Here is a 24,051-nt window from a genome sequence, read left to right on the forward strand (position 1 = left end):
ACGAGGGCGATCCTACTCTAACTCGGCCCGTCAAACGGCCAGCAAAATCACGATCCGTCCCTCGCCGCTGGACGGGAGTTATAACTCCCGTCCAGCGGATCTCTTTTCGCACTTTCGAACGCAATTGTCATAAGACAAGCATGATCCGCAAAAGTGGAACCCGCTTTTGCGATAAGATCATGCTCAGGCATATGATCCGGCGCCGCGCTCCCAGGGATGCAAAGGCGAAGAACGCGTCCGCAGGACCGCGGTTGACAGCCACGCCGGGCGTCTCTATGAGACCCTTCGCCTGCCCAGATGGCGGAATTGGTAGACGCACTAGTTTCAGGTACTAGCGCTGCAAGGCGTGGAGGTTCGAGTCCTCTTCTGGGCACCAGATTTGACAGTCGAGTTACGGCGGGACCCCTGCGATGGCCATCAAGCTTTACAAGGGCGACCTGCCTCCGGGTCTGGATTTCGGAAGCTCCGTTGCGGTGGACACCGAAACCCTGGGCCTCGTTCCCCGCCGCGACAAGCTTTGCCTTGTGCAGCTCTCCGCCGGCGATGGCAATGCGCATCTGGTGCAGCCGGACCGCTCGGGCTATGACGCGCCCAACCTCAGGGCGCTGTTCGCCAACCCCGCCGTCACCAAGATCTTTCATTACGCCCGCTTCGACGTCGCGGTGATCAGACATTATCTCGGCGTCGATGTGTTTCCGCTCTATTGCACCAAGGTCGCCTCGAGGCTCACCCGCACCTACACCGACCGGCACGGGCTGAAGGACCTGGTGAAGGAGCTTCTGGGGATCGAGCTCAACAAGCAGCAGCAGAGCTCGGACTGGGGCGCGCACATGCTGTCGGATTCGCAGAAGCAATATGCCGCGCAGGACGTGCTCTACCTGCATGAGCTGAAGTCCCGCCTTGACCAGATGCTGGCGCGCGAGGGGCGCGAGGCGGTGGCCAGGGCCTGCTTCGACTTCATCCCCACGCGTGCCGCGCTCGATCTTTCGGGCTGGACCGAGGAAGATGTCTTCGCCCACTAAAGACGCCCGCAGGGCTGTCCGGGCGGCCGAGGTCTCTCGCCTGTTGAGCTGGCTGGCGGCGGCCATCGGCATCGGTTTCGTGATCGCCTTCCTGGCCCAGGCCGGGCTGTTCCAGGCGCTGCTCCCGAAGCAGGCGGAGCCGCCGCCGCCGGGCATCGAGCCGGACCGCATCACGGCCGGCGGTTCCACCGTCAGCGGCATCGACGACGGGAAGCAGCCCTACAGGGTCACGGCGAAGCGCGGCTGGCAGGACGGCAAGACGCCGAATCTCGTCCATCTCGAGGAGCCGGTGGGCGTGTTCCGCCGGGCCAGCGGCGCCGAATACACCATCACCGGCGCGGCCGGTCTTTATGACACCAAGGTCAAGTCGCTCAATCTTGACGGCAACGTGGTGCTGGAGCAGGAAGGCCGCTTCAAGGTGCGCATGGACAGGGCCGAAATCGCGGTGAAACAGAAGAAGCTCACCGCCAACACCCCGGTCATCGCCCAGTTCGCCTCCGGCACGGTCGATGCGAAAGGCATGCAAATAACCGATGACGGCGCACGGATTCTGTTCTTGAATGGCGTTCGGGCGCGCTTTTCGGCGGCCAAGGGCAAGGGAGACACCAATCCATGATGTTGAGGCTCGCCGCCAGCGCTGCGGCATTGTTCCTGCTGGCCGCCGCGCCAGCCCTCGCCCAGGAGGCGGCAAGCCCGGACGCCACGTCTGGCGCGAATGCCGCCGCCAAGGCAGGCGGCAAGGCCGCGGACAGCACCCCGGTCGACATCGTGTCGAACGAGATGGAAATTCTCGACAAGGAAAAGAAAGCCATCTTCCGCGGCGCGGTTGACGCCACCAGGGGCGCCACCAACCTCAAGTCGGACGAGCTCACCGTCACCTATGCTGACGTGAAGCAGCCGGACGGCGCCACCAAAACCGACGCCACCGACCTCGACGCCAAGGGCAATGTCATCATCACCACGCCCAGGGAGAAGATCACGGGCGACTGGGCGAAGTATAATCCGCAGTCCGAGAAGCTCACCGTCGGCGGCAAGGTGAGGCTGGTGCAGGGCACAACGGTTCTCGAGGGCAGCGAACTCCAGGCCGACCTCAGGACCGGCCGCACCCAGATGACGGGCGGCCGCGTCAGGGGCAGTTTCCTGCCGAAGTCCGGCGGCGGCGGCACGGGGTCCGGCGCCCCGCAATGACACTCCTTATCCAAAATTAAACCTATTGGGCGGACACTCATTTGGCGCGTGACGAAGGCGCAGTGGAAGACAGGCAGGCAAAGGCAATGGCGCCCCGGCGGGCACGGAGTCCGCGGACGGGCGAAGGCGCTTCAGCCGAAGCTGGCCGTGCGGGCCTCGTGGTGGAAGGGCTGAAGAAGTCCTACAAGCGGCGGCCGGTGGTGCGGGATGTCTCTCTCGCCGTCAGGCGCGGTGAAGCTGTGGGACTTCTGGGACCCAATGGCGCCGGCAAAACCACGGTGTTCTACATGATCACCGGGCTCATTGCCGCCGACAGCGGCCGGATCAGCCTCGATGGCGCCGATATCACGCATCTGCCCATGTACCGCCGGGCGCGGCTGGGTATCGGATATCTGGCGCAGGAAAGCTCGATCTTCCGCGGCCTCACGGTGGAGGAAAACATTCGCGCCGTGCTGGAGCTGACCGAGGGCTCGAAGCAGAAGCGCGAAGTCAAGTTGCGTGAGTTGCTCGATGAATTCTCCATCACCCACATCCGGAATTCGCCGGCTGTTGCGCTTTCTGGCGGCGAGCGCCGCCGCGTGGAAATCGCCCGGGCGCTTGCCGCCGGCCCCGAGTTCATGCTCCTCGACGAGCCCTTCGCCGGAATTGACCCGATTGCGATCGGTGATATCCGCCGCCTGGTGCGACAGCTCACCTCTCGGGGAATCGGGGTGCTTGTTACGGATCACAACGTCCGCGAAACCCTCGAGCTCATCGACAAGGCCCTCATCATCCATGAGGGCCAGGTTCTGACCGAAGGCTCGCCACAGGAGATCGTCTCCCACCCGGACGTCCGGCGCTATTACCTTGGCGCCGACTTCACCCTCTAGCGCATGTTCCGCGAAAGTGGAACCGGTGTTGCGACAAGATCATGCTCAAGATTTTGATCTGGCGCATGTTCCGTCCAGGCGGTTCCGCCTGAATGGATCATGCTCCAGCGGGGTGCCCTAACCCATGGCGCTGAACCAGCGGCTTGACCTGCGCCAGGGCCAGTCCCTGGTGATGACGCCGCAGCTCCAGCAGGCCATCAAGCTGCTGCAAATGTCCAATCTCGAACTGCAGGCCTTCGTCGACCAGGAGCTGGAGCGGAACCCGCTGCTGGAGCGTGACGAACGCGCCGAGGTCCGGAAACCCGCCGAACCCGCGGGGGCCCAGACCGACATGGTCACCGCGCTGGCGTCCAGCAGCGCCGCGGAGGAGCGGCTGAGGACGCTCGATACGGAGCTCGAGAATGTCTACACCCATGAATCCCGCGCCGATGCGGCAAACCGGGAGCAGGCGGCTCCCCCGCCTGACTCCGGCTGGTCGTCGCTCCGGCCGCAGGGCGCGCTCTCGCTCGATGCCGGGGACACCGACTTCGACGCGACCCTGACGCGGCCGCCCACACTCGCCGAGCACCTCACCGGCCAGATGCGCCTGCTGCTTACTGACCCTGCCGAGCAGCTTATCGGCCAGCACCTCATCGGCAGCCTCAACGAAGCCGGCTACCTCACCGCCGATATTCCCTCCATGGCCGAAACGCTGGGCGCCTCCACGGCCCATGTCGAGGCGGTGCTGGCCAGGCTCCAGGCTTGCGAACCTTCCGGCGTCTTCGCCCGGGATCTCATGGAATGCCTCACCCTGCAGCTTAAGGAGCGTGACCGCTTCGACCCCGCCATGGCCATCCTCGTCGGCCATCTCGACCTGGTGGCCAGGCGCGACTATGCGGCCTTGAAGATCCTCTGCCGCGTCAGTCCCGAGGATGTGAAGGACATGGTGGCCGAGCTGCGCGCGCTGGACCCCAGGCCCGGCCACGCCTTCGGGGCGGAGCCCGTCCAGCCGGTCATCCCGGACGTCATCGTGCGGCCCTCGCCCGAGGGCGCCTGGACCGTGGAGCTCAACACCGAAACGCTGCCGCGCGTGCTCATCAACAACCAGTACCTCGCCCGGGTCTCCGCCAACGCCCGGAGGAGCGAGGACAAGGTCTATCTGTCCGAGTGCCAGACCAATGCCACCTGGCTGGTGAAGAGCCTCGACCAGCGCGCCAGAACCATCCTCAAGGTGGCGCGCGAGATCGTGCGCCAGCAGGATGCCTTCCTGCTCCTCGGCGTTCAGCACCTGAGGCCCCTCAACCTGCGCACCGTGGCCGACGCGATCGGCATGCACGAATCGACCGTCAGCCGCGTCACCTCCAACAAATACATGGCCACACCCCGCGGCATCTTCGAGCTGAGGTATTTCTTCACCACCGCCATCGCCTCCTCCGACTCGGACGGCGATGCCCATTCCGCCGAGGCCGTCCGCCACCGCATCAGGGAGTTGGTCGCGGAGGAGGGCCAGAACGCGCTCTCGGATGACGCGATCGTCGGAAAATTGCAGGCCTCAGGCATCGACATCGCCCGCCGCACGGTTGCCAAGTACCGGGAAAGCCTGGGAATTCCATCTTCCGTCAGGCGCCGCCGAGAAGCCCGGGCACAAGGCCCCCAATAGGGTTTGACGGGGCCTCCGCCCTCGACTAGTTTCCGCCCGCTTCGCAAAGGGACCCCGACGGGAGCGGGCTCCGCACGCAGCTTGGGCGAAGTGGAAGGCAACTGCGTTTCGGATCAGCCGGACAGTTGACGTGTCAGCCAAACGCGCCCATGTGTAAGAGCCAGGGCGAAGCAGGGATATTTGCGACGGCCATGCAGATCAAAGTCACCGGTAAGCACCTCGATGTTGGCGACGCATTGCGTGAACACATCGAAACCCGTCTCGGCGTCCTCCAGCACAAGTATTTCGATGGCGCCGTCCACGCCACGGTGACGGTGGAGAAGCAGCGCTCCTTCTTCCTCACCGACATTGCGCTGCACCTCGCCACCGGCCTTGTGCTGCAGGCCGAGGGCAAGGGCGCCGAGGCGCACCCGAGCTTCGATGAAGCCGCCGCCCACCTCGAAAAGCAGCTCCGCCGCTACAAGCAGCGCCTCAAGGACCACCACCGCAAGCGCCGCGAGCCGGTGCGCCAGTTCGAGGCCCAGAGCTATGTCATCGAGCCCGCCTCGGACGAGCATGATGCGCAGGGCGAGCACCCTGTCGTCGTCGCCGAAACCGGGCTCAAGCTGCCGGAACTCTCGGTGGGCGAGGCGGTCATGCAGCTCGACATTTCCACTCAGCCGTTTCTGCTGTTCCGCAACGGCGGCCATGGCGGGCTCAATCTCGTCTACCGCCGTCCTGACGGGAACATCGGCTGGGTCGATCCCAAGCCGGCGGCCTGACGCGCGACCTTCACGGGGACCTGACCCGACATGATGACCCTCGATTCCCTGATCGACAAGCAGTCCGTTCTGGCCAGCCTCAAGGCCCCGAACAAGAAGCAGCTGCTGCAGGAGCTTTCCCAGGCGCTCGCCACCCAACTGGCGATCGACCACCGGGTCATTTTCGAAACCCTGCTGACGCGCGAGAAGCTGGGCTCCACCGGCATCGGCCAGGGCATCGCTATCCCGCATGGCAAATTGCCCTCGATCAGCCGCGTCTATGGCTTCTTCGCCCGCCTCGCCCAGCCCGTCGACTTCGACTCGGTCGACGGCCTGCCCGTCGATCTCGTCTTCGTGCTGCTGGCGCCCGAGGATGCCGGTGCTGACCACCTCAAGGCCCTGGCCAAGATCTCCCGCCTGTTGCGCGACCCCGCCGTGGTCGCCAAACTGCGCGGCACGGACGACGCCGAAGGCCTCTACGCCATCCTCACCGAACCCGCCGCCAACCCCAGGTCCGCCTCGGCGGCATAGAACAGACAGGGCGGATGAGGGCCTCTTTCCGCTGGAGAGCGTGATCTTATCGCAAAACCGGTTCCACTTTTGCGGATCGTGCGCCAGGGACCCCCGGCACGCACTCCGGCCGTGAGTCCGGGGGAGGGGTCATCCGGGATGGGCTTTGGCGCGCCGTCCCGGGAAATCTTTCACAATGTCAATCAGCAGCAGTCGCGTGAGGGGAGATATAGAACATAATAGGAACAAAGTCAAGATAAAAATTCCTACCCCGGAATAAAAAAAGGCCCCGGCCTGGCGCCGGGGCCCCCGTTCGTATTGTGGCTGCGCTCAGTGCACGCTCATCGCCATCAGCTCATGTTCGAAGGCGCTGCCCAGGGCGGCTTCCCTGGAGCCGGAAATCGACACCGGGCTGCCGTCGGCATTGTAGAGGCAGAACAGTTTCGCCCCGGGTGAAACATTCGCCTGGCCGCCCAGCAGCCGCCGGGCCTCGTTGATTGCGATCTCGCGGATATATCCAAGGTCGCCGTCGCCCAGCAAAGCCAGGTCCTGCGGCGTAAGATCGACGGATTTCTTCAGGTCCGTTTTCTTCAGGTCCATGTCATCACCCTCCAATCTGGATACGGCGGACCACCCGCCGCGGTTCGGGTCGTTCGAGGTGAAGTTCGAGGAGGCCGTTCTCCAGCCTGGCCCCGGTCACCTCCATCCCGTCCGCCAGCACGAAGGCCCGCTGGAACTGGCGGGCGGCGATGCCGCGGTGCAGATAGGCCTTGCCGTCCTCCTCCTTCTGGCGGCCGCGGATCACCAGCTGGTTCTCCTCCACCGTCACGTCGAACTCGTCGCGGCTGAAACCCGCCACGGCGAGCGTGATGCGAAGCCGCTCGGCCTCGCCCTCCGCCCGTGGGAGGCGTTCGATGTTGTAGGGTGGGTAGCCGTCCCCGCCGGTCTTGGTGGCCCGGTCGAGCATCCGCTCAAGCTCATCGAAGCCGAGCAGCAGGGGGGACGAAAAAACAGATAGGCTTTTCATTTCGGTTTGCCCTCGCAAAGCAGCAATGCGCTGGAACCCGGACGCGGCATCCTCAGCGACGGGCATCATATGAGAAACCTGTTCCCGCCTTTCAAGCCGCCCGCTTGACCGGGGGGCCGGGCGGGTGATTTGATCGCCCCATCAAGATTGGAATCGCGCCTTGAGGCGGGTTGTGATTAGATCGCCAAAACACCACAACAGGGAGACGAAGATGCTCAGACGTACATTCATGGCCGCCGCTGCGGCCCTGGCCATCACCGCGGGGGCGGCGCTGGCGGATGAAGCGAGGCCCGCCATCGTGTTCGACATCGGCGGCAAGTTCGACAAGTCGTTCAACGAAAGCATGTTCAACGGCGCGGAGAAGTTCAAGGCTGAGACCGGCATCGCCTATGGCGAGTTCGAGATCGCCCAGGAAGCCCAGCGCGAGCAGGCCATCCGCAACTTCGCCGACCAGGGCTATTCGCCCATCATCGCGGCGGGCTTCGCCCAGGCCGCGGCGGTCGAGAAGGTCGCCAAGGAATATCCGGACCTCAAGTTCGCCATCGTCGACATGGTGGTGGACCTGCCCAATGTCCAGTCCATCGTGTTCAAGGAAAACGAGGGCTCCTACCTCGTGGGCCTCCTTGCCGGCATGGCGTCGAAGTCCGGCAAGGTCGGCTTCGTGGGCGGCATGGACATTCCGCTGATCCGCAAGTTCGGCTGCGGCTATGCGCTGGGCGTGAAGGCCGCCAGGCCCGACGCCGTCATTTTCCAGAACATGACGGGTGACACGGGTGCGGCGTGGAACGACCCGGTCAAGGGCGGCGAAATCGCCAAGGGCCAGATGGCCCAGGGCGCGGACGTGATCTACGCCGCCGCCGGCGCCACGGGCCTCGGCGTGCTGCAGGCCGCGGCTGACGGCGGCGCGCTGTCGATCGGCGTTGACGCCAACCAGAACCATCTCCACCCCGGCAAGGTCCTCACCTCCATGCTGAAGCGCGTGGACGTCGCCGTCTACAACGTGATGAAGGGCGGCAATGCCGGCTTCAAGCCCGGCATCCAGGCGCTGGGACTGGCCGAGGACGGCGTGGGCGTGGCCATGGACGACAACAACAAGCCGCTGATCACGCCCGAGATGCTGGCGGCCGTCGAGACGGCCAAGGCCGCCATCATCGCCGGCACGATCAAGGTCCACGACTACACCCAGGACAACACCTGCCCCGTGCAGTAATCGGCGAAGGCCAGTTCCTTCTCCCGTCGCAACGCGACGGGAGAAGGCGCCCGAAGGGCGGATGAGGGCTCTTTCAGCCAGCACGACTAGCGGACACACGCCCTCATCCGTCGCTGCGCGCCACCTTTTCCCATTGCTTCGCAACGGGAGAAGGCAAATCGACAATAGAACGGGAACGGCATGACTCCCGCCATCGAACTCTTACGGATCGACAAGCGCTTCGGCTCCGTCCACGCCAACAAGGACGTGTCGCTGGCGATCGCACCCGGCTCCATTCACGGCATCATCGGCGAGAACGGCGCGGGCAAGTCGACGCTGATGTCCATCCTGTTCGGCTTCTATCAGGCCGACTCGGGCGAAATCCGGGTGAAGGGCCGGCCCGTCAGGATCCGCTCTTCCTCCGATGCCATCGCCCACGGCATCGGCATGGTCCACCAGCACTTCATGCTGGTCGAGCCCTTCACCGTTCTGGAGAACGTGGTGCTGGGCGCGGAGGGCGGCCTGCTCATCGGACCGGCGCTGGCCAGGGCCCGCGCCGAGCTCACGCGGCTCGCCAGGGACTATGAGCTCGAGGTCGACCCGGACGCCGTCGCCGGCGAATTGCCCGTCGGCCTGCAGCAGCGCGTCGAAATCCTGAAAGCCCTTTTCAGGGGCGCGGAGACCCTGATCCTCGACGAGCCCACCGGTGTCCTCACGCCGGACGAGGCCCGCCACCTGTTCCGCATCCTCCGTACACTGAAGGACCAGGGCAAGACCGTCATCCTCATCACCCACAAGCTGCGCGAGATCATGGCCATCACGGACCGCGTCTCGGTCATGCGCCGGGGCGAGCTTGTCGCCACGCGCGGGACGAAAGCCACCACCGTGGAGGAACTGGCCGAGCTGATGGTCGGCCGCCATGTGCTGCTGCGCGTCGAGAAGGGCCCCTCCAGGCCGGGCGAAACCGTGCTTGAGGTGAGGAACCTCACCTGGAAGGACGGGAAGGGCATCGCCCGGGTGGACAATGTCTCCTTCTCCGTCCGGAAGGGCGAGATCCTCGGCATCGCCGGGGTCTCCGGCAATGGCCAGTCGGAATTGCTCGACGTGATCGCCGGCATCGCGCGGCCCGCCTCGGGCCAGGTGATCTTCGAGGGCAAGGACATCGGCATATTGGGCGACCCGCGCCACGTGCGCGCCGAGGGCCTCGCCCATGTGCCGGAGGACCGCCAGCACCGCGGCCTCATCGGCTCCTTCGATGCCGCCGAAAGCGCCATCCTCGGCTGGCACCATCTCGACCCGCTGGGCAAGGGCTTCCGCCTCGACCGCGGCAAGGTCGTGGCGCGGGCCAGGGCCTTGATGGAGGAGTTCGACGTCCGCCCGCCGGACCCGCTGCTGAGGTCCTCCAAGTTTTCCGGCGGCAATCAGCAGAAGCTGATCATCGCGCGCGAGATCACGTCCAACCCCGATCTCCTCATCGTCGGCCAGCCGACGCGTGGCGTCGATATCGGGGCCATCGAATACATCCACAAGCGCATCATCCAGCTGCGCGACGAGGGAAAGGCCGTGCTTCTCGTCTCCGTCGAGCTCGACGAAATCCGCTCGCTCTCCGACCGCATCCTCGTCATGTTCGCCGGCCGCGTGATGGGCGAGCGCGGCCCGGGCGCTGACGAGCGCGAACTGGGCCTGCTCATGGCCGGCGTTGCGAAGGACGCCGCCTGATGCGGATGCGCGGCGAGCTTCCGCACTGGGTCGATGTCGGGCTGATCCCGCTCATCAACCTCGCCGTGGCGCTCATCGTTTCGGGGCTGGTGGTGCTGATCATCGGCGAGAACCCCTTCGAGGCCATGTGGATCATGATCGAGGGGTCTCTCGGCTCGCTCAAGGGCTGGGGCTACATGCTGTACTATGCCACCAACTTCGTCTTCACCGGCCTCGCCGTGGCGGTGGCCTTCCATGCCGGCCTCTTCAACATCGGCGGCGAGGGCCAGGCCTATATGGCGGGCGTGGGCGCCGCCACGGTGGGCCTCGGGCTCGAATGGCTGCCGTGGCCCATCCTGCTGCCGCTCGCCATTTTCGCCTCCATGGCCATGGGCGCCTTCTGGGCCTGGATCCCCGGCGTGCTGCAGGCCAGGCGCGGCAGCCACATCGTGATCACCACGATCATGTTCAACTTCATCGCGGCGAGCCTCGTCGGATACCTGATCAATTACTGGTTCCGCCCGGTGGGCAAGATGGCGGTGGAGAGCCGCGAGATCACCGGGGCCTATATCCTCAGCGCCCGGGAAGTGGCGCGCGAGTTCTTCGGCGTGAGGATCGCCTCGTCGCCGCTGAACTTCTCGGTGTTCCTCGCCCTCATCGCGGCCTGGGCCGTGTGGTATCTCCTCTGGCGCACCAGGCTCGGCTATGAAATCCGCGCGCTGGGCGCCAACCCCGCCGCCGCCGTCTATGCCGGCATCAGGCCGGACCGGATCATCATCATCGCCATGACCATATCGGGCGCGCTGGCGGGCCTGATGGCGGTGAACGAAATCCTCGGCGTGCAGCACCGGCTGCTGCTCGGTTATGTCGGCGGCGCGGGCTTCGTCGGAATCGCGGTGGCGCTCATGGGCCGCTCGCATCCCGTCGGCATCATGCTCGCCGCCATGCTCTTCGGGCTGCTCTACCAGGGCGGCTCTGAACTTTCCTTCGCCAGGCCCGGGATCAACCGCGACATGGTGGTGGTGATCCAGGGTCTCGTCATCCTGTTCATGGGGGCGCTGGAATATGCCTTCCGGCCGGCCCTCTCCGCGCTCCTCTATCCCTTGGGCGGGGAGGCCAACCGGTGAACCTCTATATCGAACTTCTCGCCTCGACGATCCGCATGAGCGTGCCGCTGATCCTCGCCTGCATCGCCGGCCTCTGGTCGGAGCGGGCGGGCATCGTCGACATCGGGCTCGAGGGCAAGATGCTGATCGCCGCCTTCGCCGCCGCCTCGGCCTCCGCCGTGTTCGGTTCGGCCTGGATCGGCCTCTTCTGCGCCATCCTCGCCTCGCTCGCCTTCGCGCTGGTGCATGGCTATGCCGCGATCAATCAGCGCGGCAATCAGGTGGTCTCGGGGGTCGCCATCAACATGCTCGCCGCCGGATTGGCCGTGGTGCTGGGCAACGAATGGTTCAGGGAAGGCGGCCGCACGCCCGCCCTGCCGCCTGAAGGCCGCTTCCTGCCCTTCCAGTTCCCGGCGCTGGACGGGCTTCCGGCGGTCGGGCCGCTGGTCCGCATCTTCCTCGAGCACTCGATCCTCGCCTATGTCGCCTTTGCGCTCGTGCCGCTCACCGCCTGGGCGCTGGCCCGCACCCGCTTCGGGCTCAGGCTGCGCGCGGTGGGCGAGAACCCGCATGCGGTGGATACGGCGGGCATCCCGGTCGCGGCCCTGCGTTATCGCGCGGTCATCATCGCCGGCGTGCTGTGCGGCGTGGCCGGGGCCTATGTCTCCACCTCCCTGTCCTCGAGCTTCGTGCGCGACATGACGGCGGGCGGGGGCTTCATGGCGCTGGCGGCCCTGATCTTCGCCAACTGGCGCGCCTGGCCGGCACTCGGCGCCTGCCTGCTCTTCGGCTTTCTGCAGGCCATCGGCAATTTCGCACAAGGTGCCTCGGTCGGGGGCTTCCAGATTCCGGTGCAGTTCATCAACATGCTGCCCTATGTGCTCACCGTGGTGCTGCTCGCCGGCTTCATCGGCAAGTCGGTTCCGCCGCGCGCCTCGGGCCTGCCCTATGTGAAGGACCGCTGACATGCGTGACCTGGTCGAGGAGGCGAAATCCGCCCGGCTGCGCGCCCATGCCCCCTATTCGAAGTTCCTCGTGGGGGCCGCCATGCGCGACGAGTATGGCCGGGTGCATGGCGGCTGCAACATCGAGAACGCCGCCTACCCGCAGGGCTGGTGCGCGGAGCCCTCCGCCATCTCCGCCCTCATCATGGCGGGTGGCCGCAAGATCACCGAGATCGCGGTGATGGGCAATGGTTCAACCCTCTGCACCCCCTGCGGCGGCTGCCGCCAGAAGATCCGCGAATTCGCGGCGCCCGGCGTGAGGATCCACTGCTGCACCGAGGCGGGAGAACTGATCCGGACCTTCACGCTGGAGGAACTGCTGCCATTCTCCTTCGGCCCGGAGAACCTCGCATGAACGCGCTGGCGGCAAAGCTCGGCGGCCGCGCGCCGAGGACGGCCGTCATTCTGGGGTCCAGCCTCGGCGATCTCGCCCAGGCGGTGGAGGACGCGCTGGTCATTCCGTATACGGAGCTTCCGGGCTTCCCGGCGCCGGGAGTTTCCGGTCACGCGGGCAAGCTCTTCGCCGGCCGTCTTGGCGGCAGGGAAGTGGCCGTGCTGGCAGGCCGCGCGCATCCTTACGAATCCGGCAATGCCGCCGTCATGCGCCCCGCCATCGGGATGCTGAAGGAGGCGGGGATCGAGACGCTGATCCTCACCAATGCCGCGGGAAGCCTTAGCCCCAGGATGCGCCCCGGCTCCATCATGCTGATTGCCGACCACATCAATTGTTCCGGCATGAACCCGCTCATCGGCCAGCACGGCGACGAGAACTTCGTGCCGATGACCGATGCCTATGACCCCGCCCTCCGCCAGCGCTTCCATGCCGCCGCGAAGGCCGAGGGCATCCTGCTGCACGAGGGCGTCTATTGCTGGTATTCCGGCCCTTCCTTCGAGACGCCGGCCGAAATCCGCATGTTCCAGATCATCGGCGGCTCCGCTGTGGGCATGTCGACGGCGCCCGAAACCATCCTTGCCCGCCGTATCGGCCTCAAGGTCGCGGGCCTCTCGGTCATCACCAACCTCGCGGCCGGCATCGAGGGCGCCTCGCCCAGCCACGGGGAGACGAAGCGCGAGGGCGCGAGGGCGGCTGAGAAGCTGAAACAGCTCGTCACCCGCTTCCTGAAGGACGGCTGAGATGCTGCCGCAGGAGTTGATCCGCCGGAAGCGCGATGGCGCCTCGCTCAAGCGCGGGGACGTGAAGGACTTCATCGATGGCCTTGCCTCGGGTGCGGTCTCCGAGGGCCAGGTGGCGGCCTTCGCCATGGCGGTGTTCTTCCGCGGCATGAGCCGGGAGGAGGCGGTGGGACTGACCCTTGCCATGCGCGATTCCGGCGCCGTGCTGCGGTGGGACCTGCCGGGGCCGGTCGTCGACAAGCATTCCTCCGGCGGCATCGGCGACAATATCTCGCTCATGCTCGCCCCCATGCTGGCGGCCTGCGGCTGTTACGTGCCGATGATCTCGGGGCGCGGCCTCGGCCACACCGGCGGCACGCTGGACAAGCTCGATTCCATTCCGGGCTATGCCACCCAGCCGGGGCTTGACCTGTTCCGCCGCGCCACGCGCGAGGCGGGCTGCGCCATCATCGGCCAGACCGCCGATCTCGCCCCCGCCGACAAGCGCCTCTATGGCATCCGCGACGTGACGGCGACGGTGGAGTCCGTGCCGCTCATCACCGCGTCGATCCTGTCGAAGAAGCTTGCCGCCGGCCTTGGCCACCTCGTGCTGGACGTGAAGATGGGCTCCGGCGCCTTCATGACGCGCATGGCCGATGCCGAGGCGCTGGCCGAAAGTCTGGTCGATGTCGCCAATGGCGCGGGCCTTCCGGCGACGGCGCTGATCACCGGCATGAGCGAGCCTCTGGCGCCCTGCGCCGGCAATGCGCTGGAAGTGGCGCATGCCGCCGAATTCCTCCTCGGCCGCCGCGGCGACGCGCGCGTCATGGACATCGCCCTGGCGCTCGGCGCCGAACTGCTGCTGAGCGCCGGGATCGAGCAGGAGCAGACGGCGGCCCGCGCGCGCCTCGCCGCCGCGCTCGCCTCGGGCAAGGCCGCCGAACATTTTGACCGCATGGTGCGGGCGCTGGGGGGACCGGGGGATTTCCTCTCCGCTCATGCCAGGCACCTCGCCGCCGCGCCCATCATCCGTCCGGTCTGTTCCGGCCAGCAGGGCTTCGTCTCGTCCATTCATACGCGCGAGCTGGGCCTCGCCGTGATCGAGCTCGGCGGCGGGCGGCGCGTTGCATCGGATGCGATCGACCATCGCGTCGGCCTTTCCGAACTGCTCGGCAATGGCGCGCGCGTCGAGCCTTCGCAACCCCTGTGCCTTGTCCATGCCGCCAGCGAAGAGACTTTCAACAGGGCCGCGGAAATCGTAAAATCCGCTTATGTGATTGGCGGACCCGCCGCGGCGTCGGCAAACATCCTGGCCCGCATCGCCGGCTGAAGCGGAGTTCCGATGCCGCGCGCCTTCCTGTTGATCCTCGACTCCTTCGGCATCGGCGGCGCGCCCGATGCCGCGAGCTTCGGCGACGAGGGGTCGAACACGCTCTGCCACATCTGCGATCACATGAAGCTGCGTGTTCCGCACATGGCCTCGCTCGGGCTGGGGAAGGCGGCGGCGCTGTCGGCCGGTCGCGATCCGCTGGGCCCGCATCCCCTCATTGGCCAATACGGCGTGGCGCGGGAAGTCTCGCGCGGCAAGGATACGGTCACCGGACACTGGGAGATTGCGGGCGTTCCGCTGGCCTTCGACTGGGGCTATTTCCCGCACACCGTCCCGGCCTTTCCGCCGGAGCTGATCGAAGGCATTGTCCGGGGCGCGAAACTTCCGGGCCTGCTCGCCCTGTGCCATGCCTCGGGCACGCAGGTGATCGAGGATTTCGGCGAGGAGCACATCCGGACGGCCAAGCCCATCGCCTATACCAGCGCCGACAGCGTGCTGCAGATCGCCGCGCATGAGCGGCACTTCGGGCTGGAGCGCCTTTACGAAGTCTGCCGCGTGGCGCGCGAGCTCACCTACCCCATGAACATCGGCCGCGTCATCGCCAGGCCCTTTCTCGGCGAGAGGCGCGGAGAATTCAGGCGCACCGGCCACCGCAGGGACTTCGCGGTGCCGCCGCCCGCGCCGACGCTGCTGAAGGTGCTGAGCGATGCGGGGCGCGATGTCGTGTCGGTCGGAAAGATCGGCGACATCTATGCCCATGCCGGAACGGGGCGCGAGATCAAGGTGGCGGGCAACCCCGCCTTGCTCGAAGCGACGCTCGCCAATATGGATGGCTTGAGCGATGGCGGCTTGCTGATGACCAACTTCGTCGACTTCGACACCGAGTGCGGCCACCGCCGCGATCCAGAAGGCTATGGCAGGCTGCTCGAAGCCTTCGATGCCGAACTGCCGCGCATCCTCGCCAGGCTGCGCGATGGGGACCTCCTCATCCTCACCGCCGACCATGGCAATGACCCGACGTGGAAAGGCGCCGACCACACGCGCGAGCAGATTCCGGTGATGAGCTGCATGCGGGGCATGGCGCCCGGCAGCTTCGGCCTGCGGACCAGCTTCGCCGACATCGGCCAGACGATTGCACGGCGCCTCGGCGTCGGCCCGCTCGCCGCGGGCACTGCCTGGGATATCGCTAATCCTGCCGCTTGAGCACGGCCTGCAATACATGCCTCACGCTTATCGAGCCCAGGAACTTGTCGTTCTCGTCGAAGATCGCCACCGGCGCCACATCGGTGTTGTGGATCGCCAGCATCACCACCTTCAGCGAGGCGCCGGGCCTCGCCCAGAACACCGGGCGGTGGCCTTCCTCGACCGGAGTTTCCACGTGATCGCATGACACCCAGGTGGCCGGATGGCCATCGCGCTCGGCGGCTGCCACCTTGCCGTCCGGCCCCAGCTGGAAGCGCGTGGTCTTGCGCTTGTCGAGCCACACCCAGCCCCCGGCGTCGCGCTCGAGTTCGGGCAGCGCCCGCATCACGTTCCATGCGGTGAGCACCGACAGCGGATTCACGTTGGCGATGAAATCGCGCACATAATCATTGGCGGGCTTCAGCACGATATCTTCCGGCGTGCCGGACTGAACGATGCGTCCGCCTTCCATGATGGTGATGCGGTTTCCGATCTTGAGCGCTTCCTCAAGGTCGTGGCTGACGAAGAGGATGGTCTTCCTGATTTGGCTTTGCAGCTGCAGGAGTTCGTCCTGCAGCTTGGTGCGGATCAAGGGATCGAGGGCGGAGAAGGGCTCGTCCATCAGCAGGATCGGCGCTTCCGTGGCAAAGGCGCGGGCCAGCCCGACGCGCTGCTGCATGCCGCCCGAGAGCTCGTGGACATATTTGTTGGCCCATTGCCCGAGACCGACGAGCTCGAGCTGCTTGTCGACCCTCGCGTTGCGTTCGGCCTCCGGCACGCCGGCGAGTTCGAGGCCGAAGCCCGCGTTCTCGCGCACCGTGCGCCAGGGCAGCAGGGCGAATTGCTGGAACACCATGGCCACCTGTTTCTGGCGGATGTGCCGGAGTGTCGCCTGATCGCAGGAGGCGACATCGACCATGCGCCCGCCGTCCTTCACCAGCACCTCGCCGCCCGTCACCTTGTTGAGGCCGTTGACGGCGCGCAGCAGCGTCGACTTGCCGGAACCCGAAAGCCCCATCAGCACGCTGATCTCGCCCTCGTTCACCGTGAGGCTTGCCTGCGTTGCGCCCAGCACGGCGCCGGTGCGCCTGAGGATTTCGGAGCGGTCGATGCCGGAATGCGCAAGCTTCAACGCTTCCTCAGTCTTGTCACCGAAGATGATGTCGACGTTCCTGAACGCGATGGCGGCGCTCATTTCCTGGCCCCCGTCTTCACCGCCAGCATGCGGTCGAGGATGATGGCCAGCACCACGATGGCGAGGCCCGCCTCGATGCCCAGCGGAATGTTGCGGTTGGACAGGGCCTTGAACACCGGGTTGCCGAGCGAGGGCGCGCCGATCAGCGTGGCGAACACCACCATGGAGAGCGACAGCATGATGCATTGCGTGAGGCCGGCCATGATCGAGGGCATGGCGGCGGGCAGTTCCACCTTCCACAGCAATTGCCGCCTGGTGGCGCCGAAGGCCTCGCCCGCCTCGATCATCGGCCTGGGGATCGAGGTGATGCCGAGATAGGTCATGCGCACCGGGGCCGGCATGGCGAAGATGATGGTGACGATAAGGGCGGGTGCGGCGCCAAGCCCGAAGAGGATGAGGATGGGGATGAGGTAAACAAAGGTCGGCATGGTCTGCATCAGGTCGAGCACCGGCTGGGTAACCTGCCAGACCCGCCGCTTGTGCGCCGCCCAGATGCCGAGCGGCACGCCGATCGCCATGGACAGCGCCGTGGCGCCGGCGACGAGAACCAGCGTCTGCACCGTTTCCCTCCACAGGCCCTGGTTGATGATGAAGACGAGGCCGATCAGCACGCCCAGCGCCAGCTTCCAGGATTTCTGCAGCCAATAGGCGAGCCCTGCGATCAGCAGGGCGAGCAGCACCGGCGGAACGGCGAGCAACCCGTCGGTCGCCTTGTCCACCGCGTAGTTGAGCGCCACCTTGAGCGCGTCGAACAGCCATTGGAAATAGGTGATGATGAAGTCGATGAAGCTCTTTCCCCAGGGACCCACCGGCAGCTTCCAGGATTTGATGAAATTGGAAACCGGATCCATCTGCCCCTCCCCCGGGAGTGACGCCGCCGGCTTGTGTTGCCGCGGTCCGTCCGTCATGCACTGGACGAGAAAACGGGGAAGCCCGGGAGGCGTCTCCCGGGCTCCCGAACCTGCTTAGCCCTTGAGCGCGGCCTCGACCGCGGCTGCGGCATCGCCGCCGTCGATTGTCGTCACACCGGCGAGCCAGGGCTTCACCGTATCCGGGTTGGCCTTGAGCCAGGCCCTCGCGGTTTCCTTCGGATCCGCACTGTCCTTCAGGACGGGAGCCATCATGGCGCCTTCCATGGCGAGGTCGAACCTGAGGTTCTTCAGAAGCTGGCCGGCGTTCGGGCATTCGGTGGAATAGCCCGCGCGGGTGATGGTGTAGACGGTCGCGGCGCCGAAGCCTGAATCACCCATGCCGTCGAGGTAATGAATCTTCATCTCGCCCATGACGGGGTGCGGCGTCCAGCCGAGGAAGATAATCCATTCATTGTTCTTCATGGCCTTCTCGGCCTCGGTCAGCATGCCGGCCTCCGAGCTTTCGACCAGCTGGAAGCCCGTCAGATTGTTCTTCGGCTCGTCGATCATGGTCTGGATGATGCGGTTGCCGTCATTGCCGGCCTCGATGCCGAAAATCTTGCCATTGAACTTGTCCTTGTTGGCGCCGAGATCGGCAAGCGACTTCACCCCGGCATCGGCCACATATTGCGGAACGACGAGTCCATAGCCCGCGCCCTCCAGGTTGGCAGCCAGCTGCTCGATCGACTTGTCGTCGAGATAGGCTTGGATGTCGGCGGTCATGGAGGGCATCCAGTTGCCGAGGAACACGTCGATGTCCCTGTTCTTGAGCGAGGCCATGGTGACCGGCACCGAGAGGGTGGAGACAGCGGGCTCATAGCCCAGCGCCTCTAGGATCACCGAGGTGGCGCCGGTCGTCACCTGGATGTCCGTCCAGCCCACATCCGCGAACCTCACCGCCTTGCAGCTGGCCGGATCGGCGGCGAAAGCCGCGGAGGCCATGGCGACGCCGAGGACGGCAGCCGCCGCCACACTCTTGATGAATGACTTCATGATTAGCTCCCTGTTCGCCCGGCCCTTATCCGCGGGCCGCGGCTTCGGAATCGAGGATAATTCAGCTTTTGCGCATCCGGCAAGTTTTCATTGGACAGCCGGCCCGTGAGAACCGGCGCTTTCCCCGCGGAGGGGAACATGCCGGAGCGCGGAACGGCGCCGGTCCGGCGCGGGCGCTGCGGCGAGATCGTCCCGCGTGAGGGCGCGCGCACTTCCAACATCGGTCGTGCGCGAGTAAAGATGCCCGACTGAACAGGGAAAGGCAGACTCATGAAACCCGTGAAATGGGGCATTATCTCGACGGCGAATATCGGCGTGGCCAAGGTCATTCCGGGCATGCTGAAATCGAAGGAGATCGAGATCGTCGCGATATCGTCGCGCAAGAAGAAGACAGCGCAGGAGTGGGCCGGGAAACTGGGCATCCCGAAGGCTTATGGCTCCTATGAGGAGATGCTGGCCGACCCCGAGATCGAGGCCGTCTACAATCCGCTGCCCAATCATCTCCATGTGCCGCTTACACTTGCCGCAGCGAAAGCCGGAAAGCACGTGCTGTGCGAGAAGCCCATCGCCATCACGGCGAAGGAGGCAACCCAGCTCCGCAAGATCAAGAATGTCTTCGTCGCTGAAGCCTTCATGGTGCGCCACGCCACGCAGTGGCTCGCGGCGCGCGAGCTGGTGAAGAAGAAGAAGATCGGCGAGGTGCGCGCCATTCAGGTTCTCTTCTCCTATTTCAACCGCGACCCGAAGAACGTGCGCAACAAGGCCGATATCGGCGGCGGCGGGCTTCTCGACATCGGTTGCTATCCGATCACCGTCTCCCGCTTCATCTTCGACGGCGAACCGACCCGCGTCGTCGGCACCTTCGACCGTGACCCCAAATTCAGGACGGATCGGATCGCCGGCGGCCTCGCCGATTTCGGCCAGGGGCGGCACCTGTCCTTCACCGTCTCGACCCAGCTCGCACCCTATCAGCGGGTGAACATCATGGGCACCAAGGGCCGGATCGAGATCGAGATTCCGTTCAACGCGCCGCCCGATAAGCCCAACCGCTATTTCGTGCAGGGCCTTGAGATGAATGAAGGGGAATGGACGGAGCTTCCCGTTTCCGATCAGTACCAACTGCAGGCGGAGGCCTTCGGCCGCGTCATCCGCAAGAGGCAGAAGCCTTTCTGGGGGGTGGAGGACGCCATCCAGAACATGAAGATCATCGATGCCTTCTTCCGCTCGGAAACCAGCGGAAAGTGGGAAAAACCCTGAGGTTTCGGGCGCTTTTCGAAGCCATTGACGCGCGCGCCCGGCCTCTCTATAAGCCCGCAATCCCGATGGGCCGGGAAGGCGGGCCGTCTGCCGGTTGGCATGGCGGCCTTGCTTTTGCAGGGCCGATCAAACGCATTTCTGAAGCAGGACCAGAGCCACATGGCCAATACGAAATCGGCGAAGAAGGCCACCCGCGCCGCTGCCCGCCGCACCGAAGTGAACAAGAACCGCGTCAGCCGCATCCGCACCTATGTGCGCAAGGTCGAGGAGGCGATTGCGTCCGGCAACCAGGCCGAGGCCGCCGCGGCGCTCCAGGCTGCCCAGCCGGAGTTGATGCGCGGGGCCCAGAAGGGTGTGCTCCACAAGAACACCGCCTCGCGAAAGGTTTCGCGCCTTGCCGCCCGCGTGAATGCCATCAAGGCCTGATTGCGCATCCTGCCGCCGCGGGAACACACCGTTTCTCTGGACGCCGGACCGGTTTTTACCGGCGCTTTTCATTGTGCGCGCGGCGCTTGGAGCTTGATCCGCAAAAGTGGAAACCGCTTTTGCGATAAGATCATGCTCAAGCTTTTGATCTGGCGCATGTTCTTTTCGTTCAGGCGATTTCTCATGAACGGAACATGCGCTGGAGCATGATCCGCAAAAGTGGAACCGCTTTTGCGATAAGATCATGCTCAAGCTTTTGATCTGGCGCATGTTCTTTCCGTTCAGGGGATTTCGCCTGAACGGAACATGCGCCAGGCTTTTCCACAGCCGCCACATTTGTCCGGATACGGAACGTCTCGCGCAGAATAAACATCGCAATTTCAATCTCTTGTGCGACAATCCCCGGATTGGCGCAGCGCCACTGCCGCGCCGCGGGCGGGCAGCGGCAATATTCGCGTTCGGTTGCTTGTGCCGCGAGGCGGATGCGTCCTACGGTAAGCCTTCGCAAAAATGAAAGAGTCTCAGGGTCTTAGGTTTGGCCTTCCGGAAACGGCGGTGGCCCGGACCCCGTCAAGCCTTTTCCGTGTACGGAGCGTTTTCCGAATCAGGTTGCTTGGGCGAGCGGCGCTTTTGTAGGTTGTGTTTCGCGGGCGGGCCGCACGGCCAGTCGCCTGCAACACAATCGCAGAACCAGGGACTGTCGCGCTCAACGGTTCTGCCAATCGGTCAGTGGTGGTGGTTGCTGGACGTCGTTCGTCCAGGGGGATGGCTTTTGTGTGCGGTGTGGGATTGATGCACATGACGAAGCTGAATGGCCCGACTGACTCAACTCAATGCTACGGCAGGGGCACATGATGATCACTTCGAACAGTCCGGAATTTATCCTGCCGAGCGTCATGACCTGAAAGGGGCGCGTTGCCGGGGTTGAATGTCGGCTGGGTCCCTGGCCCAGCCGCAATGATCATGCGCGCCGCAGAATGCGCGCGAAGGGGTGCGGAAGAAGATGACTGTTGTGGCGGACGTGAAGTTGAGGTGGAACCGTGTTGCACAAAGGCTGCGGGCTGAACTTGGTGAAGATCTTTACACTTCATGGTTCGCGCGCATGGAGCTTGAGGAGTTCGAGCAGGGCCGTCTGATCGTTTCCGTTCCCACCCGCTTCCTCAAGTCTTGGATCGAGACGCATTATGTCTCGAAGCTGCATAAGATCAGCGAGGCCGAGCTTGGCCGCCATGACACGATCCATGTGCGCGTGCGCATGCGTGGCGGCGTTCCGCAGCGCGCTGCCTTGCCGGACGAACATGCGCAGCAAGCAGCGCCGCAGGCCGGCGCAGCGCCGCAGCCGCAGCCTCCGGCAATCGCCCAGGCGCAGGCCGTGGCCACCGCCGATCGCGGTCCGCAGCTTGACCCCAACCAAAACTTCGAGACCTTCGTGGTCGGCTCCTCCAATCAACTGGCCCACGCCGCCATGTGCCGCGTGGCCGATGCAGCGCCCGGCGCCGCCGTCAGCTTCAACCCGCTGTTCGTCCATGCGGGGTCGGGCCTCGGCAAGACGCATCTTCTGTCTGCCGTGGCGCACCGTGTGAGGGAGAAGCGGCCCGACCGCCGCGTGATGTTCCTCACCGCCGAGCGCTTCATGATCAATTTCGTGATGGCGCTCCGCCAGCGCGACACGCTGGCCTTCAAGGACCAGTTCGCGGCGGCCGACGTGCTGCTCATCGACGACTTCCAGTTCCTGCAGGGCAAGACCATGCAGCAGGAGTTCTGCAACGCCTTCAACGGCCTCGTGGACTCCCGCCGCCAGGTGATCGTGGCCGCCGACGTGCCGCCCGCCCAGCTCGACTCGATCGACCAGCGCATGCGCTCGCGGCTGATGGGCGGCCTCGTGGTCGACATCGACATGCCGGACATCGAAACCCGCCGCCGCATCCTGCAGAGCCGCTACGAGACGATGCAGAAGCGCGACCCTTCGGTCATCATCCCCGGCGAAGTGCTGGAGTTCATCGCCAACCGGGTGACCGGCACCGGCCGCGAGCTTGAGGGCGCGATGAACCGCATCGCCGCCTACCAGCAGTTCAACAATGCCGCGGTGACGCTTGACCTTGCGTCGCTCGTCCTGCGCGACATGCAGGCGAGCCCCGATGGCTCGCGCATCAAGATCGACGACATCCAGAAGATTGTCGGCCGCCATTTCAACGTCGGCCGCACCGACCTGCTCTCGCCGCGCCGCGCCCGCAGCGTTGTGGTTCCCCGCCAGATCGGCATGTATCTGGCCAAGAAGATGACAGCCAGGTCGCTGCCCGAGATCGGCCGCCGCTTCGGCGGGCGTGACCATTCGACGGTGCTGCACGCGGTGCGCAAGATCGAGGACCAGATCAAGACGGATGACAGGCTCGCCCGCGAGGTCGCCCTGCTGATCCGGCTTGTCGAACAGGGCTGAAAAACCGCCGATAACCCTTGAATTGGCGTGGTTTTCGCGCCAAAGTTCGCGGCCCGGCAAATGGCCGGAAACCACAGGACGAGGGATCACCGGCTCATGCGTGTCACGATCGAAAGGTCAGCTTTTCTCAAGGCGCTCACCCATGTGCAGAGCGTCGTCGAGCGGCGGAACACCATTCCGATCCTGTCCAATGTGCTTCTCCAGGCTGGTGACGGGCGTCTGAAGCTCACGGCGACCGACCTCGATATCGAGATTGTCGAAAGCGTGCCCGCCGAGACCGCCAGGTCCGGCGCCGCCACCGTGCCGGCGCACATGCTCTATGACATCGTCAGGAAACTGCCCGATGGCGCCCAGCTTGAGCTTGAGCAGGCCGGTGACGGCCAGCGCGTCTCGATCTTTGCGGGCCGTTCGCGCTTTGCGCTGCAGGCGCTGCCGCATGAGGACTTTCCGGACCTTGCGGCGGGTGACTTTACGCACACCTTCGCCATATCCGCCGCCGACCTCAGGGGCCTGATCGAGAAGACGCGCTTCGCGATCTCGACGGAGGAGACGCGCTATTACCTCAACGGCATCTATTTCCACGATGTGGCCGCGGACAGCCTGCTGCGCGCCGTGGCGACCGATGGCCACCGCCTCGCCCAGGCGCAGATCGCCAGGCCCGACGGCGCCAGGGGCATGCCGGGCGTCATCGTGCCGCGGAAGACCGTGCTGGAGGTGGTGAAGCTGTTCGAGGGCATCGATGGCGCGGTGGACGTCTCGCTTTCCGCCGCCAAGATCCGCTTCGCGGCGGGCGACTTGGTGCTGACGTCGAAGCTCATCGACGGCACCTTCCCGGATTATGAGCGCGTCATTCCGCGCAACAACGACAAGAAGCTGGAGCTCGACACCAGGGCCTTCGCCGCGGCGGTGGACCGCGTCTCGACCATTTCGCAGGAGAAGGGCCGTGCCGTGAAGCTGGCAATCGCCGCCAACAAGGTGGTGCTGACGGTGAACAACCCGGATTCGGGCTCGGCCGAGGAGGAAGTGGCCTGTTCCTATGACGCCGACCCGCTCGATATCGGCTTCAACTCGCGTTATCTGCTCGATGTGGCGAGTCAGATGAAGTCGGACGGCCTGGAGCTGCAGCTCTCTGACGCAGGCTCGCCCACCATCCTGCGCGACCCCAACGACGAGCAGGTCCTCTATGTGCTGATGCCCATGCGGGTGTAAGCCTCG

At 65.2% G+C, this 24,051-nt stretch carries 25 protein-coding genes and 1 tRNA gene; 20 read left to right on the forward strand and 6 right to left on the reverse strand.

Going from position 1 to position 24,051, the window contains the following annotated elements:
• Nucleotides 1-291 precede the first annotated feature (291 nt).
• From IOC69_RS00005 to ptsN, 8 genes are all read left to right on the forward strand, one after another.
• Nucleotides 292-376, forward strand: a tRNA-Leu gene (locus tag IOC69_RS00005).
• 34 nt (nucleotides 377-410) lie between these two features.
• Complete coding sequence (locus IOC69_RS00010) at nucleotides 411-1,022, forward strand: ribonuclease H-like domain-containing protein (RefSeq protein WP_290541472.1); 612 nt, start codon at nucleotides 411-413, stop codon at nucleotides 1,020-1,022.
• Nucleotides 1,006-1,638, forward strand: coding sequence for an LPS export ABC transporter periplasmic protein LptC (lptC, locus tag IOC69_RS00015; protein ID WP_290541473.1), 633 nt, complete (start codon nucleotides 1,006-1,008; stop codon nucleotides 1,636-1,638). Before IOC69_RS00010 ends, lptC begins: the two co-directional genes overlap by 17 nt.
• Nucleotides 1,635-2,210, forward strand: coding sequence for an LptA/OstA family protein (locus IOC69_RS00020; protein WP_290541474.1), 576 nt, complete (start codon nucleotides 1,635-1,637; stop codon nucleotides 2,208-2,210). Before lptC ends, IOC69_RS00020 begins: the two co-directional genes overlap by 4 nt.
• 41 nt (nucleotides 2,211-2,251) lie before the next feature.
• On the forward strand, nucleotides 2,252-3,079 hold the full coding sequence (gene lptB / locus IOC69_RS00025; RefSeq protein ID WP_290541475.1) for an LPS export ABC transporter ATP-binding protein: 828 nt from the start codon (nucleotides 2,252-2,254) through the stop codon (nucleotides 3,077-3,079).
• A 124-nt stretch (nucleotides 3,080-3,203) separates the two neighbouring features.
• Nucleotides 3,204-4,718: an RNA polymerase factor sigma-54 gene (rpoN, locus tag IOC69_RS00030; RefSeq protein ID WP_290541476.1), complete on the forward strand. Its 1,515-nt coding sequence runs from the start codon at nucleotides 3,204-3,206 to the stop codon at nucleotides 4,716-4,718.
• A 191-nt stretch (nucleotides 4,719-4,909) separates the two neighbouring features.
• A complete protein-coding gene (gene raiA / locus IOC69_RS00035) occupies nucleotides 4,910-5,479 on the forward strand; it encodes a ribosome-associated translation inhibitor RaiA (RefSeq protein WP_290541477.1) in 570 nt (189 codons plus the stop codon).
• Nucleotides 5,480-5,512: 33 nt separating this feature from the next.
• Complete coding sequence (ptsN, locus tag IOC69_RS00040) at nucleotides 5,513-5,989, forward strand: PTS IIA-like nitrogen regulatory protein PtsN (protein WP_290541534.1); 477 nt, start codon at nucleotides 5,513-5,515, stop codon at nucleotides 5,987-5,989.
• Nucleotides 5,990-6,298: 309 nt separating this feature from the next.
• Here the strand turns inward: ptsN and IOC69_RS00045 are convergent, their stop codons facing one another.
• On the reverse strand, nucleotides 6,299-6,568 hold the full coding sequence (locus IOC69_RS00045) for a DUF1150 family protein (protein ID WP_290541478.1): 270 nt from the start codon (nucleotides 6,566-6,568) through the stop codon (nucleotides 6,299-6,301).
• Nucleotides 6,569-6,572: 4 nt separating this feature from the next.
• On the reverse strand, nucleotides 6,573-6,995 hold the full coding sequence (locus IOC69_RS00050; RefSeq protein ID WP_290541479.1) for an Hsp20 family protein: 423 nt from the start codon (nucleotides 6,993-6,995) through the stop codon (nucleotides 6,573-6,575).
• Nucleotides 6,996-7,206: 211 nt separating this feature from the next.
• Between IOC69_RS00050 and IOC69_RS00055 the strand changes: the two genes are divergently transcribed.
• The 8 genes from IOC69_RS00055 (at nucleotide 7,207) to IOC69_RS00090 (ending at nucleotide 15,638) form a co-directional block, all read left to right on the forward strand.
• Nucleotides 7,207-8,205, forward strand: coding sequence for a BMP family ABC transporter substrate-binding protein (locus tag IOC69_RS00055; protein WP_290541480.1), 999 nt, complete (start codon nucleotides 7,207-7,209; stop codon nucleotides 8,203-8,205).
• Nucleotides 8,206-8,385: 180 nt separating this feature from the next.
• Nucleotides 8,386-9,903, forward strand: coding sequence for an ABC transporter ATP-binding protein (locus tag IOC69_RS00060; RefSeq protein ID WP_290541481.1), 1,518 nt, complete (start codon nucleotides 8,386-8,388; stop codon nucleotides 9,901-9,903).
• Nucleotides 9,903-11,009, forward strand: coding sequence for an ABC transporter permease (locus IOC69_RS00065; protein WP_290541482.1), 1,107 nt, complete (start codon nucleotides 9,903-9,905; stop codon nucleotides 11,007-11,009). Before IOC69_RS00060 ends, IOC69_RS00065 begins: the two co-directional genes overlap by 1 nt.
• Nucleotides 11,006-11,953, forward strand: coding sequence for an ABC transporter permease (locus IOC69_RS00070; protein WP_290541483.1), 948 nt, complete (start codon nucleotides 11,006-11,008; stop codon nucleotides 11,951-11,953). The genes IOC69_RS00065 and IOC69_RS00070 overlap by 4 nt, the downstream gene beginning before the upstream one ends.
• Nucleotide 11,954: 1 nt before the next feature.
• The gene (gene cdd / locus IOC69_RS00075; protein WP_290541484.1) at nucleotides 11,955-12,347 is read left to right on the forward strand and encodes a cytidine deaminase; all 393 of its coding nucleotides are present in this window, start codon (nucleotides 11,955-11,957) and stop codon (nucleotides 12,345-12,347) included.
• Complete coding sequence (locus tag IOC69_RS00080; RefSeq protein WP_290541485.1) at nucleotides 12,344-13,126, forward strand: purine-nucleoside phosphorylase; 783 nt, start codon at nucleotides 12,344-12,346, stop codon at nucleotides 13,124-13,126. The genes cdd and IOC69_RS00080 overlap by 4 nt, the downstream gene beginning before the upstream one ends.
• A gap of 1 nt (nucleotide 13,127) precedes the next feature.
• Complete coding sequence (gene deoA / locus IOC69_RS00085) at nucleotides 13,128-14,435, forward strand: thymidine phosphorylase (RefSeq protein ID WP_290541486.1); 1,308 nt, start codon at nucleotides 13,128-13,130, stop codon at nucleotides 14,433-14,435.
• Nucleotides 14,436-14,447: 12 nt separating this feature from the next.
• Nucleotides 14,448-15,638, forward strand: a complete 1,191-nt coding sequence (locus IOC69_RS00090) for a phosphopentomutase (protein WP_290541487.1) — start codon at nucleotides 14,448-14,450, stop codon at nucleotides 15,636-15,638.
• On the opposite strand, the gene choV is transcribed toward IOC69_RS00090, so the two are convergent.
• From choV to choX, 3 genes are all read right to left on the reverse strand, one after another.
• Entirely contained in the window at nucleotides 15,622-16,812 is a 1,191-nt protein-coding gene (gene choV / locus IOC69_RS00095) for a choline ABC transporter ATP-binding protein (RefSeq protein WP_290541488.1), read from the reverse strand. The genes IOC69_RS00090 and choV overlap by 17 nt on opposite strands.
• Nucleotides 16,809-17,663 carry a choline ABC transporter permease subunit gene (choW, locus tag IOC69_RS00100; protein ID WP_290541489.1) on the reverse strand — a complete coding sequence of 285 codons (855 nt, stop codon included), beginning with the start codon at nucleotides 17,661-17,663 and terminating at the stop codon, nucleotides 16,809-16,811. The genes choV and choW overlap by 4 nt, the downstream gene beginning before the upstream one ends.
• A gap of 114 nt (nucleotides 17,664-17,777) precedes the next feature.
• The gene (gene choX / locus IOC69_RS00105) at nucleotides 17,778-18,716 is read right to left on the reverse strand and encodes a choline ABC transporter substrate-binding protein (RefSeq protein ID WP_290541490.1); all 939 of its coding nucleotides are present in this window, start codon (nucleotides 18,714-18,716) and stop codon (nucleotides 17,778-17,780) included.
• Between the two features lie 270 nt (nucleotides 18,717-18,986).
• On the opposite strand from choX, the gene IOC69_RS00110 reads away from it, so the two are divergent.
• On the forward strand, nucleotides 18,987-19,973 hold the full coding sequence (locus IOC69_RS00110) for a Gfo/Idh/MocA family oxidoreductase (RefSeq protein ID WP_290541491.1): 987 nt from the start codon (nucleotides 18,987-18,989) through the stop codon (nucleotides 19,971-19,973).
• 159 nt (nucleotides 19,974-20,132) lie between these two features.
• Complete coding sequence (rpsT, locus tag IOC69_RS00115) at nucleotides 20,133-20,399, forward strand: 30S ribosomal protein S20 (protein ID WP_290541492.1); 267 nt, start codon at nucleotides 20,133-20,135, stop codon at nucleotides 20,397-20,399.
• Nucleotides 20,400-20,580: 181 nt separating this feature from the next.
• On the opposite strand, the gene IOC69_RS00120 is transcribed toward rpsT, so the two are convergent.
• A complete protein-coding gene (locus IOC69_RS00120) occupies nucleotides 20,581-20,907 on the reverse strand; it encodes a hypothetical protein (protein WP_290541493.1) in 327 nt (108 codons plus the stop codon).
• 495 nt (nucleotides 20,908-21,402) lie between these two features.
• Here IOC69_RS00120 and dnaA point away from each other — a divergent pair, with 495 nt between their 5' ends.
• Nucleotides 21,403-22,836 (forward strand): chromosomal replication initiator protein DnaA, encoded by a 1,434-nt coding sequence (gene dnaA / locus IOC69_RS00125; protein WP_290541494.1) that lies wholly within the window; start codon nucleotides 21,403-21,405, stop codon nucleotides 22,834-22,836.
• Nucleotides 22,837-22,932: 96 nt separating this feature from the next.
• Nucleotides 22,933-24,045, forward strand: a complete 1,113-nt coding sequence (gene dnaN / locus IOC69_RS00130) for a DNA polymerase III subunit beta (protein WP_290541495.1) — start codon at nucleotides 22,933-22,935, stop codon at nucleotides 24,043-24,045.
• Nucleotides 24,046-24,051: the final 6 nt, after the last annotated feature.

It is taken from the genome of Aestuariivirga sp. (assembly GCF_020252405.1).
Taxonomy (GTDB): Bacteria; Pseudomonadota; Alphaproteobacteria; order Rhizobiales; family Aestuariivirgaceae; genus Aestuariivirga.